At 70.4% G+C, this 17,568-nt stretch carries 16 protein-coding genes; 11 read left to right on the forward strand and 5 right to left on the reverse strand.

The features are described 5' to 3' along the window. From bioA to EV671_RS12425, 10 genes are all read left to right on the forward strand, one after another. Positions 1-1,281, forward strand: coding sequence for an adenosylmethionine--8-amino-7-oxononanoate transaminase (gene bioA / locus EV671_RS12385; RefSeq protein WP_243655700.1), 1,281 nt, complete (start codon positions 1-3; stop codon positions 1,279-1,281). Further along, positions 1,268-2,482 (forward strand): 8-amino-7-oxononanoate synthase, encoded by a 1,215-nt coding sequence (locus EV671_RS12390; RefSeq protein WP_132571685.1) that lies wholly within the window; start codon positions 1,268-1,270, stop codon positions 2,480-2,482. The genes bioA and EV671_RS12390 overlap by 14 nt, the downstream gene beginning before the upstream one ends. Continuing rightward, a complete protein-coding gene (gene bioD, locus EV671_RS12395; protein ID WP_243655701.1) occupies positions 2,479-3,171 on the forward strand; it encodes a dethiobiotin synthase in 693 nt (230 codons plus the stop codon). The genes EV671_RS12390 and bioD overlap by 4 nt, the downstream gene beginning before the upstream one ends. Then, a complete protein-coding gene (gene bioB, locus EV671_RS12400) occupies positions 3,168-4,217 on the forward strand; it encodes a biotin synthase BioB (RefSeq protein WP_132571687.1) in 1,050 nt (349 codons plus the stop codon). Before bioD ends, bioB begins: the two co-directional genes overlap by 4 nt. A gap of 90 nt (positions 4,218-4,307) precedes the next feature. Further along, entirely contained in the window at positions 4,308-4,439 is a 132-nt protein-coding gene (locus tag EV671_RS27765) for a hypothetical protein (RefSeq protein ID WP_277592376.1), read from the forward strand. After that, entirely contained in the window at positions 4,432-6,414 is a 1,983-nt protein-coding gene (locus EV671_RS12405; protein WP_132571689.1) for an acetyl-CoA carboxylase biotin carboxylase subunit, read from the forward strand. The genes EV671_RS27765 and EV671_RS12405 overlap by 8 nt, the downstream gene beginning before the upstream one ends. A 10-nt stretch (positions 6,415-6,424) precedes the next feature. Then, the gene (locus tag EV671_RS12410; RefSeq protein ID WP_132571691.1) at positions 6,425-6,622 is read left to right on the forward strand and encodes a hypothetical protein; all 198 of its coding nucleotides are present in this window, start codon (positions 6,425-6,427) and stop codon (positions 6,620-6,622) included. Beyond that, positions 6,567-7,010: a hypothetical protein gene (locus tag EV671_RS12415; RefSeq protein WP_132571693.1), complete on the forward strand. Its 444-nt coding sequence runs from the start codon at positions 6,567-6,569 to the stop codon at positions 7,008-7,010. The genes EV671_RS12410 and EV671_RS12415 overlap by 56 nt, the downstream gene beginning before the upstream one ends. Positions 7,011-7,014: 4 nt before the next feature. Beyond that, positions 7,015-7,923: a hydroxymethylglutaryl-CoA lyase gene (locus tag EV671_RS12420; RefSeq protein WP_132571695.1), complete on the forward strand. Its 909-nt coding sequence runs from the start codon at positions 7,015-7,017 to the stop codon at positions 7,921-7,923. Positions 7,924-8,077: 154 nt separating this feature from the next. After that, entirely contained in the window at positions 8,078-9,817 is a 1,740-nt protein-coding gene (locus EV671_RS12425) for an IS1634 family transposase (RefSeq protein WP_132571697.1), read from the forward strand. 232 nt (positions 9,818-10,049) lie between these two features. On the opposite strand, the gene EV671_RS12430 is transcribed toward EV671_RS12425, so the two are convergent. The 3 genes from EV671_RS12430 to EV671_RS12440 all read right to left on the reverse strand — a co-directional run bounded on the left by EV671_RS12430 (position 10,050) and on the right by EV671_RS12440 (position 13,241). Next, positions 10,050-12,317: a M56 family metallopeptidase gene (locus tag EV671_RS12430; protein ID WP_132571699.1), complete on the reverse strand. Its 2,268-nt coding sequence runs from the start codon at positions 12,315-12,317 to the stop codon at positions 10,050-10,052. Continuing rightward, positions 12,310-12,714 (reverse strand): BlaI/MecI/CopY family transcriptional regulator, encoded by a 405-nt coding sequence (locus EV671_RS12435; protein WP_132571701.1) that lies wholly within the window; start codon positions 12,712-12,714, stop codon positions 12,310-12,312. Before EV671_RS12435 ends, EV671_RS12430 begins: the two co-directional genes overlap by 8 nt. A 74-nt stretch (positions 12,715-12,788) precedes the next feature. Then, on the reverse strand, positions 12,789-13,241 hold the full coding sequence (locus EV671_RS12440) for a VOC family protein (protein ID WP_132571703.1): 453 nt from the start codon (positions 13,239-13,241) through the stop codon (positions 12,789-12,791). Positions 13,242-13,305: 64 nt separating this feature from the next. On the opposite strand from EV671_RS12440, the gene EV671_RS12445 reads away from it, so the two are divergent. Then, a complete protein-coding gene (locus EV671_RS12445; protein WP_165917546.1) occupies positions 13,306-13,761 on the forward strand; it encodes a YciI family protein in 456 nt (151 codons plus the stop codon). An 80-nt stretch (positions 13,762-13,841) separates the two neighbouring features. Here the strand turns inward: EV671_RS12445 and EV671_RS12450 are convergent, their stop codons facing one another. Continuing rightward, complete coding sequence (locus EV671_RS12450) at positions 13,842-15,059, reverse strand: 6-phosphofructokinase (protein ID WP_132571707.1); 1,218 nt, start codon at positions 15,057-15,059, stop codon at positions 13,842-13,844. 205 nt (positions 15,060-15,264) lie between these two features. After that, positions 15,265-17,478, reverse strand: a complete 2,214-nt coding sequence (locus EV671_RS12455) for a putative bifunctional diguanylate cyclase/phosphodiesterase (protein ID WP_132571709.1) — start codon at positions 17,476-17,478, stop codon at positions 15,265-15,267. Positions 17,479-17,568 lie beyond the last annotated feature (90 nt).

The following is a 17,568-nucleotide window of genomic DNA, read 5'->3' on the forward strand; positions in this document are numbered from 1 at the left end:
ATGACTTCCCTCCAAGACCGCAGCCGCCAGGCCGTCTGGCATCCCTGCACGCAGATGGCTCGCCTGGACGCCGTGCCGCCCCTGCCCATTGCGCACGGCGAAGGCCCCTGGCTGTTCGACACCGACGGCAATCGCTATTTCGACGCCAACTCGTCCTGGTGGGTCAACCTGTTCGGCCACAGCGACAAGCCGCTGCACGACGCCATCAAGGCGCAACTGGACACCCTGCCCCATGTGATGCTGGCCGGCTGCACGCACGAGCCCGCGGTGCGCCTGGCCGAGCGCCTGTCGGCCCGCACCGGTGGCGCGCTGGGCCATGTGTTCTTCGGCAGCGATGGCGCCAGCGCCGTCGAGATCGCGTTGAAGCAGAGCTTCCATTCGTGGAAGAACCGCGGCCATGCGGACAAGCGCGAGTTCGTCTGCCTGAAGAACAGCTATCACGGCGAGACGCTGGGCGCGCTCAGCGTGACCGACGTGCAGGTCTTCCGCGACGCCTACGACCCGCTGCTGCTGCGCAGCCACATCGTGGCCTCGCCGGACGGGCGGTTGGGCAACGAGGCCGAAGCCCTGGCCGCGATGCGCGCGCTGCTGGCCGAGCGGTACGCCTCCATCGCCTGCGTCATCGTCGAACCCCTGGTGCAGGGCGCGGCCGGCATGGTCATGTATTCGCCGGGCTATCTGAAGGGCCTGCGCGAGCTGACGCGCGAGTTCGGCGTGCACCTGATCGCCGATGAGATCGCCGTGGGCTGCGGCCGCACCGGCTCTTTCTTCGCGTGGGAGCAGTCCCAAGCCGACTGGCCGGACTTCCTGCTGCTGAGCAAAGGCATCACCGGCGGCACCATGGCCCTGTCGCTGGTGCTGACGACCGATGACGTGTTCGCCGCCTTCTGGAGCGAGGACGTCACGCGCGGCTTCCTGCACTCGCACTCCTACACCGGCAACCCGCTGGCCTGCGCGGCGGCGAATGCCGTGCTGGACCGCTTCGACGCCGGCCAGCTCGACGCCAACCGCGCCCAGGCCGAACGCCTCACCCGTGCGTTCGCGCCCTTGTCCTCACGAGTCAGTCATCTGCGCCAGCGCGGCATGATCCTCGCCTTCGATGTGCCTGAAGCGCCACCGCGCTTCGCGGAAGCCTTCCACCTGAAGGCGCGCGAGCACGAACTGCTGATCCGCCCGATCGGATCGACGGTCTACCTGATGCCCCCTTATCTGATCGACGACGCGACCGCGGCCTTCCTGGCCGGGGCCGTGACGGCGACCTTGAACGATGTCCTTGCTTGAACACCTGAACGCCAAGCTCGACGCCATCTCGGCGCAGAGCCTCAAGCGCAGCCTGCGCCGCGCCGATACCGGCACCGCGCCCCGCCAGACCATCAACGGCCGCGAGCTGCTGATGTTCTGCTCCAACGACTATCTGGGCCTGGCCGCCGAGCCGGCGATTGCCGAGGCCCTGGCCGAAGGCGCACGCCGCTGGGGCGGCGGCTCGGGCGCCTCGCCCCTGGTCAGCGGCCACAGCGCCGCGCACGAGGCCGTCGCCGACACGCTGGCGGCCTGGTTTGCGCCGCACATCCCGCAGGCCCGCGCCATCGGCTTCTGCACCGGCTATATGGCCAACCTCGCCGTCGTCACGGCGCTGGGCGACGAGCACACCGAGATCTTCTCGGAGCAGCTCAACCACGCCTCGCTGATCGACGCGGCCCGTCTGGCCAGGGCCCGCATCACGCGCTATGCACACGCCGACGTGACCGGCCTGCGCACTCTGCTGGCCGCCAGCACCGCCAAGATCAAGCTGATCGTCACCGACGCCGTCTTCAGCATGGACGGCGACCTGGCTCCCCTGCCCGGCCTGCTCGCGCTGGCCGAGGAGTTCGACGCCTGGCTCATCGTCGATGACGCCCACGGCTTCGGCGTGCTGGGCGAGAAGGGCCGCGGCTCGCTGGAGCACTTAGGCCTGAGCAGCGAGCGCCTGATCCTCGTCGGCACGCTGGGCAAGGCCGCCGGCCTCGCGGGCGCCTTCGTCGCGGCCCACGCCACCATCGTGGACTATCTGCTGCAGGCGGCGCGCAACTTCATCTTCTCGACCGCCTCGCCGCCGGCCGTCGAGCATGCGCTGCTGACCAGCTTCGCGCTGATCGACGGCCCGGTCGGTGCCGCGCGCCGGGCCAACCTCGTCGCACGCCAGGCCCAGTTGCGCAACGGCCTGATGGCCCTCATCAACCGCCACCCTCATCTGGGCTGGGCGCTGACCGATGCCGCCACGCCCATCCAGCCGCTGATCGTCGGCGGCAATGCCGAAGTGATGGCCCTGGCCGCAGCGCTGGAGCATGCCGGCCTGCGCGTGCCGGGCATCCGCCCGCCCACGGTCGCCGCCGGCACGGCGCGGCTGCGCATCACGCTGTGCGGCACGCACACGGAGGCGGACGTCGATGCGCTGCTGATTGCGCTGGAGCGCGCCGCAGCTTCCCAGGAACGGGCTGCATGATGAAGGGCTTCTTCATCACCGGCACCGACACCGAGATCGGCAAGACCGCCGTCACGGCCGGCCTCGCGCATGCCTTTGCGCTGGGCGGCCGGCGCGTCGCCGCGCTCAAGCCCATCTCGGCCGGCCTGGACTTCGTCGACGGCCACTGGCTCAACGACGACGTCGAGCGCCTGCTCGCCGCCGGCAACATGGGCCTCACGTCCGCCGAGGTCGGCGCACTGCAGCTGCGCACCGCCTGCGCGCCCCACATCGCCGCCCGCATCGAGAACGAGGCCATCGCCCGCGAGCCGCTGCTGCATGCGCTGCGCTGGGTCGGCGGCCGCGCCGACGTGGCCCTCGTCGAAGGCGTCGGCGGCTTTCGCGTGCCGCTGAACGACGACTGGGACACGGCCGACCTCGCCGCCGACCTCGGCCTGCCCGTCATCCTCGTCGTCGGCCTGCGTCTGGGTTGCATCAACCACGCGCTGCTGACGGCCGAGGCCGTGCGCGCCCGCGGCCTGACGCTGGCCGCCTGGGTGGCCAACACGGTGGACGAGCACCAGCCCCACGTCACCGACAATCTGCAGGCTCTGCAATCGGGCCTGCAGGCCCCCTGCCTCGGCCATGTGCCCCGCCTGGCCCACGCCGACCACGCCACGATGGCACGCCATCTGTCGCTAGCCCCCCTGCTCGGACACCTCCTCGCATGAACCCCAACCAGATCCAATCGCTCACGCCCACCACCGACGCCGAACGCCGCCAGGCCAAGCCCTGGACCGTTGCCGAGGTCGCGGCCCTGTTCGAGCTGCCCTTCAACGACCTGCTGTTCCGCGCGCAGACCGTGCACCGCGAGCACTTCGACGCCAACGCGGTACAGCTGTCCACGCTGTTGTCCATCAAGACCGGCGGCTGCGAGGAGGACTGCGCCTACTGCCCGCAGTCGGCCCACTTCGACACCGGCCTGAAGGCCGAGAAGCTGATTCCGCTGCAAGAGGTGATGGAAGCCGCCCGCGCCGCCAAGGCCAATGGCGCGACGCGCTTCTGCATGGGCGCCGCCTGGCGCTCGCCCAAGCCGCGCCACCTGGAAGCCATCGGCGAGATGATTTCCGAGGTCAAGGCCCTGGGCCTGGAAACCTGCCTGACCGCCGGCATGCTGGAAGACGGCCAGGCCGAGCAGCTGAAAAGCGCGGGCCTGGACTACTACAACCACAACCTCGACACCTCGCCCGAGTTCTACGGCCAGATCATCACGACGCGCACCTATCAGGACCGCCTGGACACGCTGGACCGCGTGCGCCAGCAGGGCATGAAGGTCTGCTCGGGCGGCATCGTCGGCATGGGCGAGACGCGCCGCGAGCGCGCCGGCCTCATCGTGCAGCTGGCCAACCTCGCCCCCTATCCCGAGAGCGTGCCCATCAACAACCTCGTGCAGGTCGAAGGCACGCCGCTGGCCGGCACCGCGCCGCTGGACCCGCTGGAGTTCATCCGCACCGTGGCGGTGGCCCGTATCACGATGCCGCGCGCCATGGTGCGCCTGTCCGCCGGCCGCGAGGAAATGCCCGAGACCATGCAGGTCCTCTGTTTCCTGGCCGGCGCGAACTCGATGTTCTACGGCGACAAGCTGCTGACCACCAGCAACCCCCAGGCCGAGAAGGACCGCGCGCTGCTGGAGCGCCTGGGCATGCGCTGCTCGACCGAGGCCGAGCTGACGCCGTCCGATGCGGCGGCCAAGGTCGAGGTGTGCCGGGCGCACTGAGCGCCTGCAGCTCAGCGCGCCGATGGCCCACAGGCCTGCGGCGCGCGCCGATCCCGAATCCACAAGAAGACGGCTGAGGAGATAGCAAAGATGTTCAAGAAGATCCCGATCGCCAACCGCGGTGCTCGCGCCGCTGGCGCGGTCGCGCAAGCGACAAATTGCATGGTGATCGGCACAGCCGAGCACACAGGCGAGTTCACCCCAAGGAACCGCCATGTTTAAGAAGATCTTGATCGCCAATCGGGGTGAAATCGCCTGCCGTGTCGCGGCCACCGCCAAGCGCCTCGGCATCCAGACCGTCGCGGTCTATTCCGAAGCCGACGCCAATGCGCAGCATGTGCAGGCCTGCGACGAGGCGGTGCTGATCGGCGGCCCGGCGCCGCGCGACTCCTATCTGCAGTGGCAGCGCATCCTCGAAGCCGCCAAGGCCACCGGCGCGCAGGCCGTGCACCCAGGCTACGGCTTCCTGTCGGAGAACGAGGCCTTCGCCCAGGCCTGCGCGGACGCCGGCCTCGTCTTCATCGGCCCGCCGCCCAGTGCCATCCTGGCCATGGGCCTGAAGGCCGAGTCCAAGCGGCTGATGGAAGCGGCCAAGGTGCCGCTGGTGCCGGGCTATCACGGCGCCGACCAGGACCCGGCGCTGCTCAAGCGCGAGGCCGACCGCATCGGCTACCCCGTGCTGATCAAGGCCAGCGCCGGCGGCGGCGGCAAGGGCATGCGCGCGGTCTACGGCGCCGACGAGTTCGATGCCGCGCTGGCCTCGTGCAAGCGCGAGGCCATCAACAGCTTCGGCGACGACGCGGTGCTGATTGAGCGTTATGTGCAAAAGCCTCGCCACATCGAGATCCAGGTCTTCGGCGACTCGCACGGCGACTGCGTCTATCTCTTCGAGCGCGACTGCTCCGTGCAGCGCCGCCACCAGAAGGTGCTGGAGGAAGCGCCCGCGCCGGGCATGACGGCCGAGCGCCGCGCGCAGATGGGCGAGGCCGCCGTGGCCGCCGCCAAGGCGGTCGGCTACGTCGGCGCCGGCACCGTGGAGTTCATCGCGGAACAAGACGGCCGCTTCTACTTCATGGAGATGAATACGCGGCTGCAGGTCGAGCACCCGGTCACCGAGGCGATCACGGGCCAGGACCTGGTCGAGTGGCAGCTGCGCGTCGCCGCAGGAGAACCGCTGCCGCTGAAGCAATCGGAGCTGCGCATGCACGGCCATGCCATCGAGGCCCGCATCTGCGCCGAGAACCCGGACGGCGGCTTCCTGCCCGCCACCGGCAGGCTGGACGTGGCACGCTGGCCGGCGCATGTGGCCTTCGAGCGCGGCGATGTCCGCATCGACGCCGGCGTGCGCGAGGGCGATGCGATCAGCCCCTATTACGACTCGATGATCGCCAAGCTCATCGTCTGGGGCGAGGACCGCGCCCAGGCGCTGGCCCGCCTGGACGCAGCGCTGCGCGACACCCACATCGTCGGCCTGCACACCAACGTCGCCTTCCTGCGCCGCTGCGCGGCCACGGCGTCCTTCACGGGCGCCGACCTCGACACCGGCCTCATCGAGCGCGAGAAGGCCGTGCTGTTCGACCAGCCGGGCCTGCCGCTGCGCATCAGCGCTGCCGCCGTCGTCGCCCACACGCTGGCCCTCGAAGCCGCGACTCAAGGGCCCGACCCGTGGAGCGCCCGCGACGGCTGGCGCATGTTCGGCTCGGCCGCGCGCCGCTTCGACCTCGAAGCCGGCGGCACGCATCACGAGGTGCTGCTGTCGCGCCACCACCGCGGCGGCATGACGCTGACCGTCGAAGGCGAGGCCATAGCCTTCGCCGTGCAGTCGAGCGACGCGGAGACGCACGAGTTCTTCCTTGCCGGTGAACGCATCCGCGTGAAGACCTATGCCCAGGGCGAGCGCGTCGCCGTCTTCGCCGCGACCGGCTCGGCCGTGCTGACCGAGGTGGACCTGATCGCCCACGCCGGCGACGGCCCGGCCGAGGGCGGCCGTCTGACCGCGCCCATGCCCGGCAAGCTGATCGCCTTCCTGGCCAAGGCCGGCGACAGCGTCACCAAGGGCCAGCCGCTGGCCGTCATGGAGGCGATGAAGATGGAGCACACCATCTCCTCGCCGCGCGATGGCAAGGTCGCCGAGCTGCTGTTCGCCATCGGCGACCAGGTTACCGACGGCGCCGAGCTGCTGAAGCTGGAAGCCTGACAATCCAGCCATGCTGCGCACGCTGACGATCACCACCGCGAAACGCCAGACCAACGAAGACCTGGCGTATTGGCGCTCGCGCCCGGCTGCCGAGCGGCTGGCCGCGGTGGAGCAATTGCGCCTGCAGCACGAGGGCCTGTCGGAACATCCCGATGCTCAACCCCGACTTCAAAGAGTTTGCCGAGTTACTCAACGCACACCGCGTTGACTACCTGGTCGTCGGCGGCTATGCGCTGGCGGCCCACGGGCACCCGCGCTACACGGGCGACATCGACTTCTGGCTGGCCCGCAGCCCCGAGAACATCGGCCGGCTGCTCACCGTGCTGCAGGAGTTCGGCTTCGGATCGCTCAAGCTGCAGGCCGCCGACTTGGCGCCGGACTCGGTGATCCAGCTGGGTCAGCCGCCCCGCCGCATCGACCTGCTGATGGGCATCGATGGCGTCGAATTCGACGCCTGCTTCGCGCGTCGCGAGGTCGTCGCGATCGACGGCTTGCCCCTGAACTTCATCGGCCTTGACGACTTCAAGGCCAACAAGCGCGCGAGCGGTCGGCTCAAGGACCTGGCCGACCTCGAAGCGCTCGACGACAAGGATTGAACCCATGGCACTCCCCACCCACGTCAAGATCCTCGACGTCGGCCCGCGCGACGGCCTGCAGAACGAGAAGGAGAACGTCTCCACCGAGCACAAGGCCCAACTCGTCGCGATGCTGCAGGACGCCGGCCTGAAGGAGATCGAGGTCACCAGCTTCGTCAGCCCGAAGTGGGTGCCGCAGATGGGCGACAACACGGCGGTGATGGCCGCGATCGCCCGGCGTGCCGATGTGAGGTATTCGGTGCTGGTGCCCAACACCAAGGGCCTGGAGCCGGCGCTGGCTGCCAAGCCCGACGAGATCCTCGTCTTTACGGCAGCCAGCGAAGCCTTCACGCAGAAGAACATCAACTGCTCCATCGCCGAGAGCCTGGAGCGCTTCGCGCCGGTCATCGAAGGCGCGCACGCGGCCGGCCTCAAGGTGCGTGCGGCGCTGTCGTGTGCGTTGGGCTGCCCCTACGAGGGCGAGATCACGGCCGACCAGGTTGAGCGCGTCGTGAAGCCGCTGCGCGCGCTGGGCGTGGACGCCATCGACATCGCCGACACCATCGGCGTCGGCACGCCGCGCAAGGTGCAGGCGGCGATGGAGCGCGCGCTGAAGCACTTCCCGCTCGCGGAGGTGTCGGGCCATTTCCACGACACCTATGGCCAGGCGCTGACCAATATCTACGCCAGCCTGGAACTGGGCGTGCACAGCTTCCACGCCAGCGTCGCGGGCCTGGGCGGCTGCCCCTATGCGAAGGGTGCGACGGGCAATGTCGCGACCGAGGACGTGGTGTTCATGCTGAACGGCCTCGGCATCGCCACCGGCATCGACCTCGACAAGCTGGTGGATGCCGGCGCCTTCATCTCCGGCGTGCTGGGCCGCGCGCCGGTGTCGCGCGTCGCGCGCGCGATGCTGGCCAAGCGCGCGGGCTAGAGGCCTGTTCACCCTAGGCCGAACTTTGACCGACTGATCTGGCCGTAACCCAGCAGTGATGCGGGTTACGGCCTTTTTTGGGGCCGGGTTTGTACCCATGTAAATAGGCCATTGTTGGCTTGATTTGCGCAGTGCATCGCCTATACATGAAGCCATGTACATCGAGTCTGTCCCCAACCGCGACTCTCCCCCCGCGATCCTGCTGCGCGAGTCCTATCGCGAAGACGGCAAGGTCCGCAAGCGCACCCTGGCCAATCTGTCGTGCCTGCCCACCGAGGTGATCGAGGGCCTGAAGCTGCTACTGCGCGGCGGGGTCGCCGTGCCCAGCGCCGAGGCGGTCTTCAGCGTCGAGCGCAGCCTGCCTCACGGCCACGTGGCCGCGGTGCTGGGCTGCGCGCGTGGCGCCGGGGCCGCCAGCTGGTTCGCCTCGGCCCCCAAGGAGCTTCAGCCGCTGCTGCTGGCGATGCTGGTCGCGCGCGTGATCGTGCCCGCCTCCAAGCTGGCCACGCATCGCGTGCTGCACGACGACACCGCCAGCTCCTCGCTCGGGCGGGTGCTCGGGGTGGGCCAGTGCAGTGCCGATGACTTGTACCGGGCGCTGGACTGGCTGCATGAGGCCCAGCCGGCGATCGAGCGCCGCCTGGCGCGCCAGCACCTGGTGGGCTCCACGCTCGTGCTGTACGACCTGACCTCGACCTGGCTGACGGGGCGCTGCTGCGAGCTGGCCGCGCGCGGCCACTCGCGCGATGGCAAGCGCGACGATCCGCAGATCGTCTTCGGCCTGATCTGCACCGCTACGGGCTGCCCCGTCGCGGTGGAGGTGTTCCCCGGCAACACCGTCGATCCGGCCACCGTGGCCGCGCAGGTGAGCAAGCTGCGCGAGCGCTTCGGCATCGAGCACATCGTGTGGGCCGGCGACCGCGGCATGCTCACCTCGGCGCGCATCGAGCAAGTGCTCAAGCCCCAGGGCATGGATTGGGTGAGCTCTTTGCGCGCGCCGCAGATCGCGCAGCTGGCCGCCGAGCACGGGCCCTTGCAGCCCTCGCTGTTCGACGAGCGCAACCTGCTGGAGCTCACCAGCGAGCACTTCCCCGGCGAGCGCCTGGTGGTGTGCCGCAACCCGCTGCTGGCCGAAGAGCGCGCGCGCAAGCGCGGCGAGCTGCTCGCCGCCACCGAGGCCGATCTGGCCAAGATCGCCGCGGCCACGCGGCGCGAGCGCCAGCCGCTGCGCGGCGAGCAGGCGATCGCTCTGCGCGTGGGCCGCGTGATCGAGCGCTTTCACATGGCCAAGCACCTCGAGCTGTCGATCACCGACACGTCGCTGAGCTGGCAGCGCCGCCAGGAGGCCATCGCGCAGGAGGCCGCGCTCGACGGCCTGTACGTGATCCGCACCAGCGTGCCGGCCGCGCAGCTTGACGCCGCCGCGGCGGTAGCCGCCTACAAGAGCTTGTCGCATGTGGAGCGGGCGTTCCGCTCGATCAAGACGGTGGACCTGCACGTGCGCCCGGTCTTCCACTACAACGCCCAGCGCGTGCGCTCGCACGTGTTCCTGTGCATGCTGGCCTACTACGTCGAATGGCACATGCGGGCACGGCTCAAGCCCATGCTCTTCGACGACGAGCACCTCGACGAGGCCAGCGCCAGCCGCGCCTCGCCCGTGCTCAAGGCGGTCCGCTCCGAGCAGGCCAAGGCCAAGGACGCGAGCAAGACGGCCGATGACGGGCTGCCGCTGCACAGCTTCAGGACGCTGCTGCAGGACCTCGCCACGCTGGCATACAACGTCACCCACACCGCACTCAACCCCGAGGCCAAGATCGTCCTCACCACGCGGCCCACACCTGTGCAGGCCAAGGCCTTCGAGTTGCTCGGCCTGAACCCGGCCTGTACCCAGTAGCTGCACACCCCGCGAACGCAAAGTTCAAGCGGGGCGCCGACTTACGTTCGCAGAGGCGCCAAAGTTCGGACTAGGGCAGCAGGTCGCGTTGTGACCAGAAAGCCCGCGAGCAAGGCGCAAGCCGGAGCCGGGCTGGCTGCCCGGCGAGGATTTGCAACGCCGCGCGCGGGCTTTCTGGTCACAACCCGAAGGGAAGGCCATTCGCGACCTACTGCCGTAGGGGGAACAGGCCCTAGCCCAACCGGTCCAGCGCCGTCTCCAGCTGGCCACGCTCGAACTCGCCCAGGCCGCGGCCGGCGCGGCGCAGGCGCTCGGTCAGGCCGGCGCCGGCAGCCGGTAACTCGGCCAGCTTGCCGGCCACGCGCAGCAGCACCTGCAGGCGGTCGAAGCCGGCGTCCATGCCCTCGGCCGCGGCGATGACCTGCTCCAGGCCGGCCGCCGGCAGCGTCGCGCGATCCAGCAGCGCGATCAGGGCCTCGCGCTTGTCGAAGTCGCCGTGGATGCCGGCGGCGACGCGGGCGTAGGCCTGCACCAGCTCGGCCTCGTCGCCGTGCAGCTGCCGGGCCACGGCGTCCAGCGCCTCGCGCTTGTCGAAGTCGCCCTGCAGCTTGTCGGCAGCCTGCAGCGCGCCGCGCAGCAGGGCCGGCTCGGGCGTGGCGGCCACCTGGGTTTCGATGGTCGAGCGCAGGTCGAAGTCGCCGCTGATGCGGCCCAGCGCCTGCTGCCAGGCCTCGACGACGGCGGGCGCCATCGACAGCCGCGGCGCCAGTGCGCCGAGCGTCTCGCGGCGATCGAAGTCGCCGTCGATGCCGGCGGCGGCCTGCAGCCAGGCGAGCTGCTGGGCATCGGCCAACGGCAGCCGGGCGATGGCGCTCAACGCCTCGCGCCGCTCGAAGCTGCCGCCGACGCGCTGTGCCAGTGCAATGAGGCGCTCCAGCGTTGCGGCGTCCAGCGGCTCGCCGAGCTTGAGGACGGCCTCGATGCGCTGGCGGCGCGGATAGTCGTCCTGCGCGGCCTCGAGGTCGGCCAGCACGGCCGGCATGCCGCCCTTGGCGAACAGCTTGCGCGCCCGCACCAGCGGGTCGGTCAGCTGCTCGGACATGCGGCGCACGGCCTGGCCCCACCACCGGTGCGCGGCCTCGTCCATGGGCCGGCTCACGCGGCCGACGCGGTAGTCGCGCTCGATGCGCCCGTCGGCCGTGGACTTGAGCGACATCTCGCGCGTCTGCCCGCCGCCGCGCTCGCGCACGACGAGGCGGCCGCTCAGCGTCTGGACATCGTCCTCGGCCTCGTTGAAGCCGACCTGCCCATCCAGCATCACGGAGAAGCTGCCGCCCGGGTAGCGGCTGACGATGCGCGTGCCGGCCGAGAAGAAGCCCGGCTCGGCGACATCGCCCAGGTTGAAGCGCTCCAGCAGCTCGCGCGCATCGGTGCGGCTGACGACGACGGCGGGCAGCGCGACCAGCACCGCGAGCATGGCCGCGAGCAGCCCCCAGCGCAGCGCGCGGCGCTCGCGCGGCGCGGCCTCGTCCGCCTCGGGCCTGAGCAGGCGGCGCACGCGGGCCAGCAAGGGCGAGCCGCTGCCCGCCGCGCCGCAGGCCAGGGCCGGGCCGGCGCGGCCGCCCTGGGTCCGCAGGGCCTCGGCACAGCGCAGCAGGCTTTGCGCCAGGGCCAGGCGCTGGCCCGCGGGCGCGGCGGCTGCGGCGTCGCAGGCCAACTCGGCCAGCAGGGCCAGGCGCCGCAGCGCCAGCCGGTTCAGCAGCTGCGGCCACAGCAGCGCCGCGACGGCGGCGGCGAGCAGGCGCCAGGCCGGGTCGTGCCGGCGCAGGTGCGCCAGCTCGTGGCCCAGCACCGCGCGGGCCTCGTCGTCGGGCAGGTCCAGGCACCAGGCCGGCAGGCACAGCGCCCGGCCGGGCGCGAGCAACGGGCTGGCCCAGCCGGCACGGGCGTGGCGCAGAGCCGGCAGGGGCACGCGCATCGTGGCCGCCAGCCGCGCCGCGAGGCGCTGCCAGCGCGGGTCGGCCAACTCGGGCAGGCGGCCCACCGCACGGCGCAGCCAGGCCCATTGCAGCATCAGGCCGGCCAGCATCAGCAGCGCGCCGGCCAGCCACAGCGCGACGAAGCCGAGAGCGGCATCGTGGGCCTGCGGCGCGATGCGCGCCGTGATCGGCAGCCCGCCGAGCCGGGCACTGGGGCTGAGGCTGGCCGCGGCCGGTACCCCGACGACGGCAGGGCGGGCGCTGGCCACCAGCACCGGGGCCGGCGCAGCGAGGCGGGGCCGCGCGGTATCGGCCGGCGGCGCGCCCGCCGGCAGGGTGGGCAGCAGAGGCAGGCAGGCGCTGACCAGTCCACCGAGCAGGGCCAGGCGCCACAGCGCCTCCTGCGTCCGCATCCCCAGGCGGCCCAGCAGGCCGGCGCGCTCGGCCGCCCACAGGCCGGCGATCAGCAGGCTGCTGTGCAGCAGATAGCTGCACAGCCAGGTCAGCAGCGCATCAGTCATGGCGGGCCTCCAACTTGCGCTGCTTCAGCAAGGCCTGCAACGCGGCCAGCTCCTTGGCATCCACGCCGCGCGCGTCCAGCAGATGGCTGACGAGGGCGCTGGCGCGGCCGGCGAACAGGCTGTCCACCAGGCTGCCGACCATGGAGCGCTGCACGTCGGCCTCGCTGACCCGCGGCGTATAGAGCAGCGCCCGGCCCTCGCGGCGGCTGCTCAGCAGGCCGCGTTTCTCCAGCCGCGTCAGCAGCGTGGCCACCGTGGTGTGGGCCAGGTCGCGCTCGCCCCGCAGGGCCTCCGCCACTTCGGCCGTGCTGGCCTCGCCGCGCGCCCACAGCACACGCATCAGGCCAAGCTGCAGTTCGCTCAGCGACACGTCTGCACTGTCCAGATCCTGCTCCATCGCGACCTTCTACAGTTGTCGTACTACAAATGTAGAAGATCAATGCAAACGCCGCAAGCGGCTTTTGCCAGGAATCAGACAGGCGGGTTCCTGAGGCGCTGGCTGAACCACCACAGATGGCCGTCCGGATCCACGCAGCCGTAGCTGCGGTCACACCAGTACTCGGCGCCGTAGTCGTTATCGGCCGGCTCGTAGGTCACGCGGGCGCCAGCCGCGCGGGCCTGCGCGCAATGCGCGTCCACGTCGTCGACGTAGAGGAAGAGGCTCTGCGTGTTGGCGCCGCCGATGGCCCGGGGCGCACGGCCCGGCACGCCGAAGCGCGCCTCGCGCTCCGCGCTGCCCTCGGCGACCATGACGATGGCCTCGCCGTAGCGCAGCTCGCTGTGCATGACGCCGCCATCCGGCGCATCCACGACGATCTCGACCTCGAAGCCGAAGGCACGCTGGTACCAGGCGATGGCCTCGCGGGCGTTCTCGCAGTACAGGGCCGACGACAGGCGCGGCCATCCGGGCGGGGTGGGTTTCATCGCAGTCTCCGGGAAGCGGGGTTGCGGTTCAATCCTCGCACCGCCACTGCCGCGCCGCCACACCATGAAGCCCAACGCCGCCGCCCTGCTCGCCCTGTTCTGCACGCTGGCCGCCCATGCCCAGGAAGCGGCGCCCGCCTACGACGCCGCCAAGGCCCAGGCCTGGGGCGCCAACGACAACGGCATGCGCGCCTACACCTTCGTGCTGCTGAAGACCGGCCCCAAGCGCATGCCCGACGGCCCGGCGCGCGACGAGATGTTCAAGGGCCATTTCGCCAACATCCAGCGCCTGGCCAACGAGGGCCTGCTGGTGTACGCGGGCCCGCTGGACGGCGTGGACGGCTGGCGCGGCCTCTTCATCTTCGCCACCGCCGACCTGGACGTGGCCCGCAAGGCCGTGGAGACCGACCCGGTCGTCATCAACGGCGAGATGGTGCCGGAGCTGCACAAGCACTACGGCTCGGCCGCGCTGGTCGGCGTCAACGACCAGCACAACCGGCTGATCAAGCCCAAGCCCTGAGGCGGGACCAAGCGCAGTGCCTGCGCACTGCGCGACGCTCGCCGAAGGCCCGTCGGCATGCAGGCCGGCGGGCATGAACCTCAACCGCGATTGAGCACCTTGGCCACCGGATTCGGCCGCAGCCGGTACGCATCCGGCATGCCCGAGCCCAGCAGCGGCCGCAGGTAGAGGCGGAAGGCGTCGGTCACGTCGGTGCCGGCGGCGTTGATGAAATGGTCTTCCATCGTGCGCGTCCTGCCGGCGACGGCGGCCAGCGGCAGCAGTTCGTAGTCGACCGAGTAATAACCCACGCGCCTGATCGCGACGGAGCCGTCGCGGTCGCCGTGGAAGGCGTATTGAACGGCCTTCTCGCCGACCTCGCGGGCCTCGCGCTGGTCGACGTCGCTGACGCAGCCGAGGAAGCTGCGCTGCAGATAGCCGAAGGTGTCGCCGCGCACGCGCTTGATGCTCAAGCGGGACTTGATCTCCTCGCAGAGCAGGTCGGCCAAGGCACCGGTGCCGCTGAGCTGCACATTGCCGTGGGCGTCGCGCTCCAGGTCGCCGGCGAGCTTGGCCAGCATGGGCGCGCCCGAGGCGTCGTGGATGCCCTCGCTGACGGCGATGACGCAGCGGCCGTAGCGTTCATGCGTGGCCTTCACGTCATGCAGGAACTGCTCGATGTCGAAGCTGCGCTCGGGCAGGTAGATGAGATGCGGGCCGTCGTCGTCGAACTTCTTGCCCAGGGCCGCAGCGGCGGTCAGGAAGCCGGCGTGGCGGCCCATGACGACGCCGACATAGACGCCCGGCAGGGCCGCGTTGTCGAGGTTGGCACCGGCAAAGGCCTGGGCGACGAAGCGCGCGGCGGAGGCGTAGCCGGGCGTGTGGTCGTTGCCGACCAGGTCGTTGTCGATGGTCTTGGGGATGTGGATGCAGCGCAGCGGATAGCCGGCCGCGGCGGCCTCCTCGGACACGATGCGCACGGTGTCCGACGAGTCGTTGCCGCCGATGTAGAAGAAGTGCGTGATGCCATGGGCCTGCAGCACGGTGAAGATCTCGCGGCAGTAGGCGGCGTCGGGCTTGTCGCGCGTTGAGCCGAGCGCCGAGGCGGGCGTGTTGGCCACCAGTTCCAGGTTGTGGCTGGTCTCCTGCATCAGGTCGACGAAGTCCTCGTTGACGATGCCGCGCACGCCGTGGCGCGCGCCGTAGACCTTGCCGACACCGGCCTGCCGCCGCGCTTCGAGCACGACGCCGACAAGGCTCTGGTTGATGACGGCGGTGGGGCCGCCGCCCTGGGCGACGAGGATCTTGGCGAGGCTCATGGACGCTCCTGGCAGTCGTCAATCGACGGCGCAGTTTAGGAGCGCGGCGACGCCGCGCACGATTTGTATTGGGGCCGAGCGCCGGGCCGGCCCAAGCCGGCCCGCGCCGGCGATGTGCTTGCGGCTCAATGCCGCAAGCATCGTCGTCCCCTCGGGGGACCGGCCGGATGCGCCCGCGTTCAGCGGCGCAAGCGGACGAGGGGCCTCATTTCGGCATCCAGGCTTCGAGCTGCTCCGCCGGCATGGGCTTGGCGAACAGCCAGCCCTGGCCTTCGTGGCAGCCCAGTCCGATCAGGTACTGGCGCTGCTCCTCGGTCTCGATGCCTTCGGCGATGACGGTGAGGCCCAGGCCATGGCCGAGGTTGACGACCATCTGCGCGATGGTGGACCCGGCGGACGAGGCCTGTGCCTCCTGCACGAAGGCGCGGTCGATCTTGAGGCGGTCCACCTGCAACTGGCGCAGCTGGCTCAGCGACGAGAAGCCGGTGCCGAAGTCGTCGATGGCGACGCTGAAGCCGAGTTGCTTGATGTCGGCCAGCACACGCAGCACGAGATCGGCGTCCTCCATGGCCATGGACTCGGTGATCTCGAGCTCGAGGTTCTGGCCGGCAACGCCGCCGTCCTTCAGCGCGCGGGCCAGCATGTCCAGGAAGGCCGGGTGGCGGAACTGGGCCATCGAGATGTTGACCGCCATGCGGAAGTCGGCATGGCCCTGGGCCTGCAGCCTCCTGAGCTGGTGGCAGGCCGTGCGCATGACGAACTCGCCGATCGGGATGATGAGGCCGCTCTGCTCGGCCAGCGGAATGAACTGGTCCGGCGGGATGAAGCGACCATCGTCGGTGCGCCAGCGCAGCAGCGCCTCGGCGCCCAGCACGCGCCCGCTGCCCAGGTCGACCTGGGGCTGGTAGACGACGAAGAGGCGGTTCTCCTCGAAGCCGGTGCGCAGGCCCTTGAGCAGCTTGAAGCGCTCGCGCGCGTCGCTGCCCATGGCGGCGGAGAAGTACTGCGAAGCGCCGCGCTGGTGCTGCTTGGCGCGCTTGAGCGCGATCTGGGCGTCCAGCAGCAGCTCGGAGCCGACGGCCTTGGACTCGCCCAGGCGCACGAGGCCGGTCGTGGCCGACAGTTGCAGCCGCTCGCCGGCCACCATGAAGGGCTCGGCGAAGACGGCCTGCACGCTCTCCGGGCAGACCTTGGCATGCTCGCCAAGCACGCCGAAGGTGTCGGCGCCGACGCGGGCCATGGCCGTGTTCAGGCCCAGCATCTCGCTCATGCGGTGCACGACGGCCTGCAGCACCTGGTCGCCGAAGTGGTGGCCGAAGGCGTCGTTGATGTCGGAGAAGTCGTCGATGTCGATCAGCGCAAGCGTGACGCCGGACGGGTCTTTCAGGTTCTTGTCGAGCAGCTCGACGAAGCGGTTGCGGTTGGGCAGGCGCAGCAGCGGGTCGTTGTAGGCCTGGTCCAGCAACTGGCTGTACAGCACGACGTTCTCGAAGCCGACCGCGATGTTGGAGCAGAAGGCGCGCAGCAGCTGCTGGTCGAGCTCGTCGAGCTCGCGGCCCACGTCCACCAGCGCCGCCATCGCACGGCCCTGGCCCATGCCGAAGTAGAGGCAGGTGCCGTCGTCGTAGATGCTGCGCTGCTCGCGCAGGCAGCGCTCCAGGCGCTCGCGCACGGCGGCGATCTTGACCTGGGCCAGCGGACGGTCGATGAGGCCGCTGTACTGGCCGGCCGCGGCGACGATGCGCACCTCGTCGCCGCCGTCGCCATGGACCTGGGCGCAGACCAGGCCCTCTGGCAGGATGCCGAGCAGGGCGCAGAGCTGGGTGACGACGCCTTCGGCGAAGCGCGACAGGCCGCGCATGCGCGACAGCGAGGTGCTGCTCTCGACGATCATCTCCAGGCCGCGGCGGTTGGCCTCCAGCGCACAGATCTGGCGGTAGGAGCGCACGGCCGCGGTCAGCACGGTGTAGAGCCGCGTGCGGGTCAGCTCGGACTTGGTCTTGTAGTCGTTGATGTCATAGGCCTGCACCGTCTCGATCTCGGGTGCATAGCCGGGCTGACCGGTGCGCAGCACGATGCGCACGGCGTTCAGGCGCAGTTCCTCGCGGATATGGCGCACGAGCTGCAGGCCGGCGTCTTCGCTCTCCATGACGACGTCCAGCAGCACGACGGCGAGGTCGTCTTCGCTGGCGAGCAGCTGGCGGGCCTGGGCGGCGGAGGAGGCGTGCAGGAAGACCAGGGGTTGGCCTTCGACGGTCAGGCCCTGCATGGCCAGTTCGGTGGCCTTGTGGACGTCACCGTCGTCGTCGACGATCAGGATGCGCCAGGGCCGGTCGTGGGGGCGATGTTCCGCGTCGGCGTGCTCGGGCTCGTCGAGCAGTTCGAGCAAATCGTCGTCAGCGGCGGGCGTTTCTTGCATGGGGGCGAGGGCTCCGGGCACGGGCGGCAGCCACGGCGGCAGCGGCCTCGTCGGTCAAGAGCCGCAAGCGTAGTGCATCCGCAAGCGGCA

The sequence above is a fragment of the Roseateles saccharophilus genome (assembly GCF_004342485.1).
Classification (GTDB): Bacteria; Pseudomonadota; Gammaproteobacteria; order Burkholderiales; family Burkholderiaceae_C; genus Pelomonas; species Pelomonas saccharophila.

Excerpts from the sequence above, each read along its gene's own strand:
- EV671_RS12455 (WP_132571709.1), bottom strand. The coding sequence starts at position 17,478 with ATGCAAGAAACGCCCGCCGCTGACGACGATTTGCTCGAACTGCTCGAC.
- EV671_RS12425 (WP_132571697.1), top strand. The coding sequence starts at position 8,078 with ATGTACATCGAGTCTGTCCCCAACCGCGACTCTCCCCCCGCGATCCTG.
- bioA (WP_243655700.1), top strand. The coding sequence starts at position 1 with ATGACTTCCCTCCAAGACCGCAGCCGCCAGGCCGTCTGGCATCCCTGC.
- bioD (WP_243655701.1), top strand. The coding sequence starts at position 2,479 with ATGATGAAGGGCTTCTTCATCACCGGCACCGACACCGAGATCGGCAAG.
- EV671_RS12420 (WP_132571695.1), top strand. The coding sequence starts at position 7,015 with ATGGCACTCCCCACCCACGTCAAGATCCTCGACGTCGGCCCGCGCGAC.
- EV671_RS12415 (WP_132571693.1), top strand. The coding sequence starts at position 6,567 with ATGCTCAACCCCGACTTCAAAGAGTTTGCCGAGTTACTCAACGCACAC.
- EV671_RS12450 (WP_132571707.1), bottom strand. The coding sequence starts at position 15,059 with ATGAGCCTCGCCAAGATCCTCGTCGCCCAGGGCGGCGGCCCCACCGCC.
- EV671_RS27765 (WP_277592376.1), top strand. The coding sequence starts at position 4,308 with ATGTTCAAGAAGATCCCGATCGCCAACCGCGGTGCTCGCGCCGCTGGC.
- EV671_RS12440 (WP_132571703.1), bottom strand. The coding sequence starts at position 13,241 with ATGAAACCCACCCCGCCCGGATGGCCGCGCCTGTCGTCGGCCCTGTAC.
- EV671_RS12405 (WP_132571689.1), top strand. The coding sequence starts at position 4,432 with ATGTTTAAGAAGATCTTGATCGCCAATCGGGGTGAAATCGCCTGCCGT.
- EV671_RS12390 (WP_132571685.1), top strand. The coding sequence starts at position 1,268 with ATGTCCTTGCTTGAACACCTGAACGCCAAGCTCGACGCCATCTCGGCG.
- EV671_RS12430 (WP_132571699.1), bottom strand. The coding sequence starts at position 12,317 with ATGACTGATGCGCTGCTGACCTGGCTGTGCAGCTATCTGCTGCACAGC.
- bioB (WP_132571687.1), top strand. The coding sequence starts at position 3,168 with ATGAACCCCAACCAGATCCAATCGCTCACGCCCACCACCGACGCCGAA.
- EV671_RS12445 (WP_165917546.1), top strand. The coding sequence starts at position 13,306 with ATGAAGCCCAACGCCGCCGCCCTGCTCGCCCTGTTCTGCACGCTGGCC.
- EV671_RS12410 (WP_132571691.1), top strand. The coding sequence starts at position 6,425 with ATGCTGCGCACGCTGACGATCACCACCGCGAAACGCCAGACCAACGAA.
- EV671_RS12435 (WP_132571701.1), bottom strand. The coding sequence starts at position 12,714 with ATGGAGCAGGATCTGGACAGTGCAGACGTGTCGCTGAGCGAACTGCAG.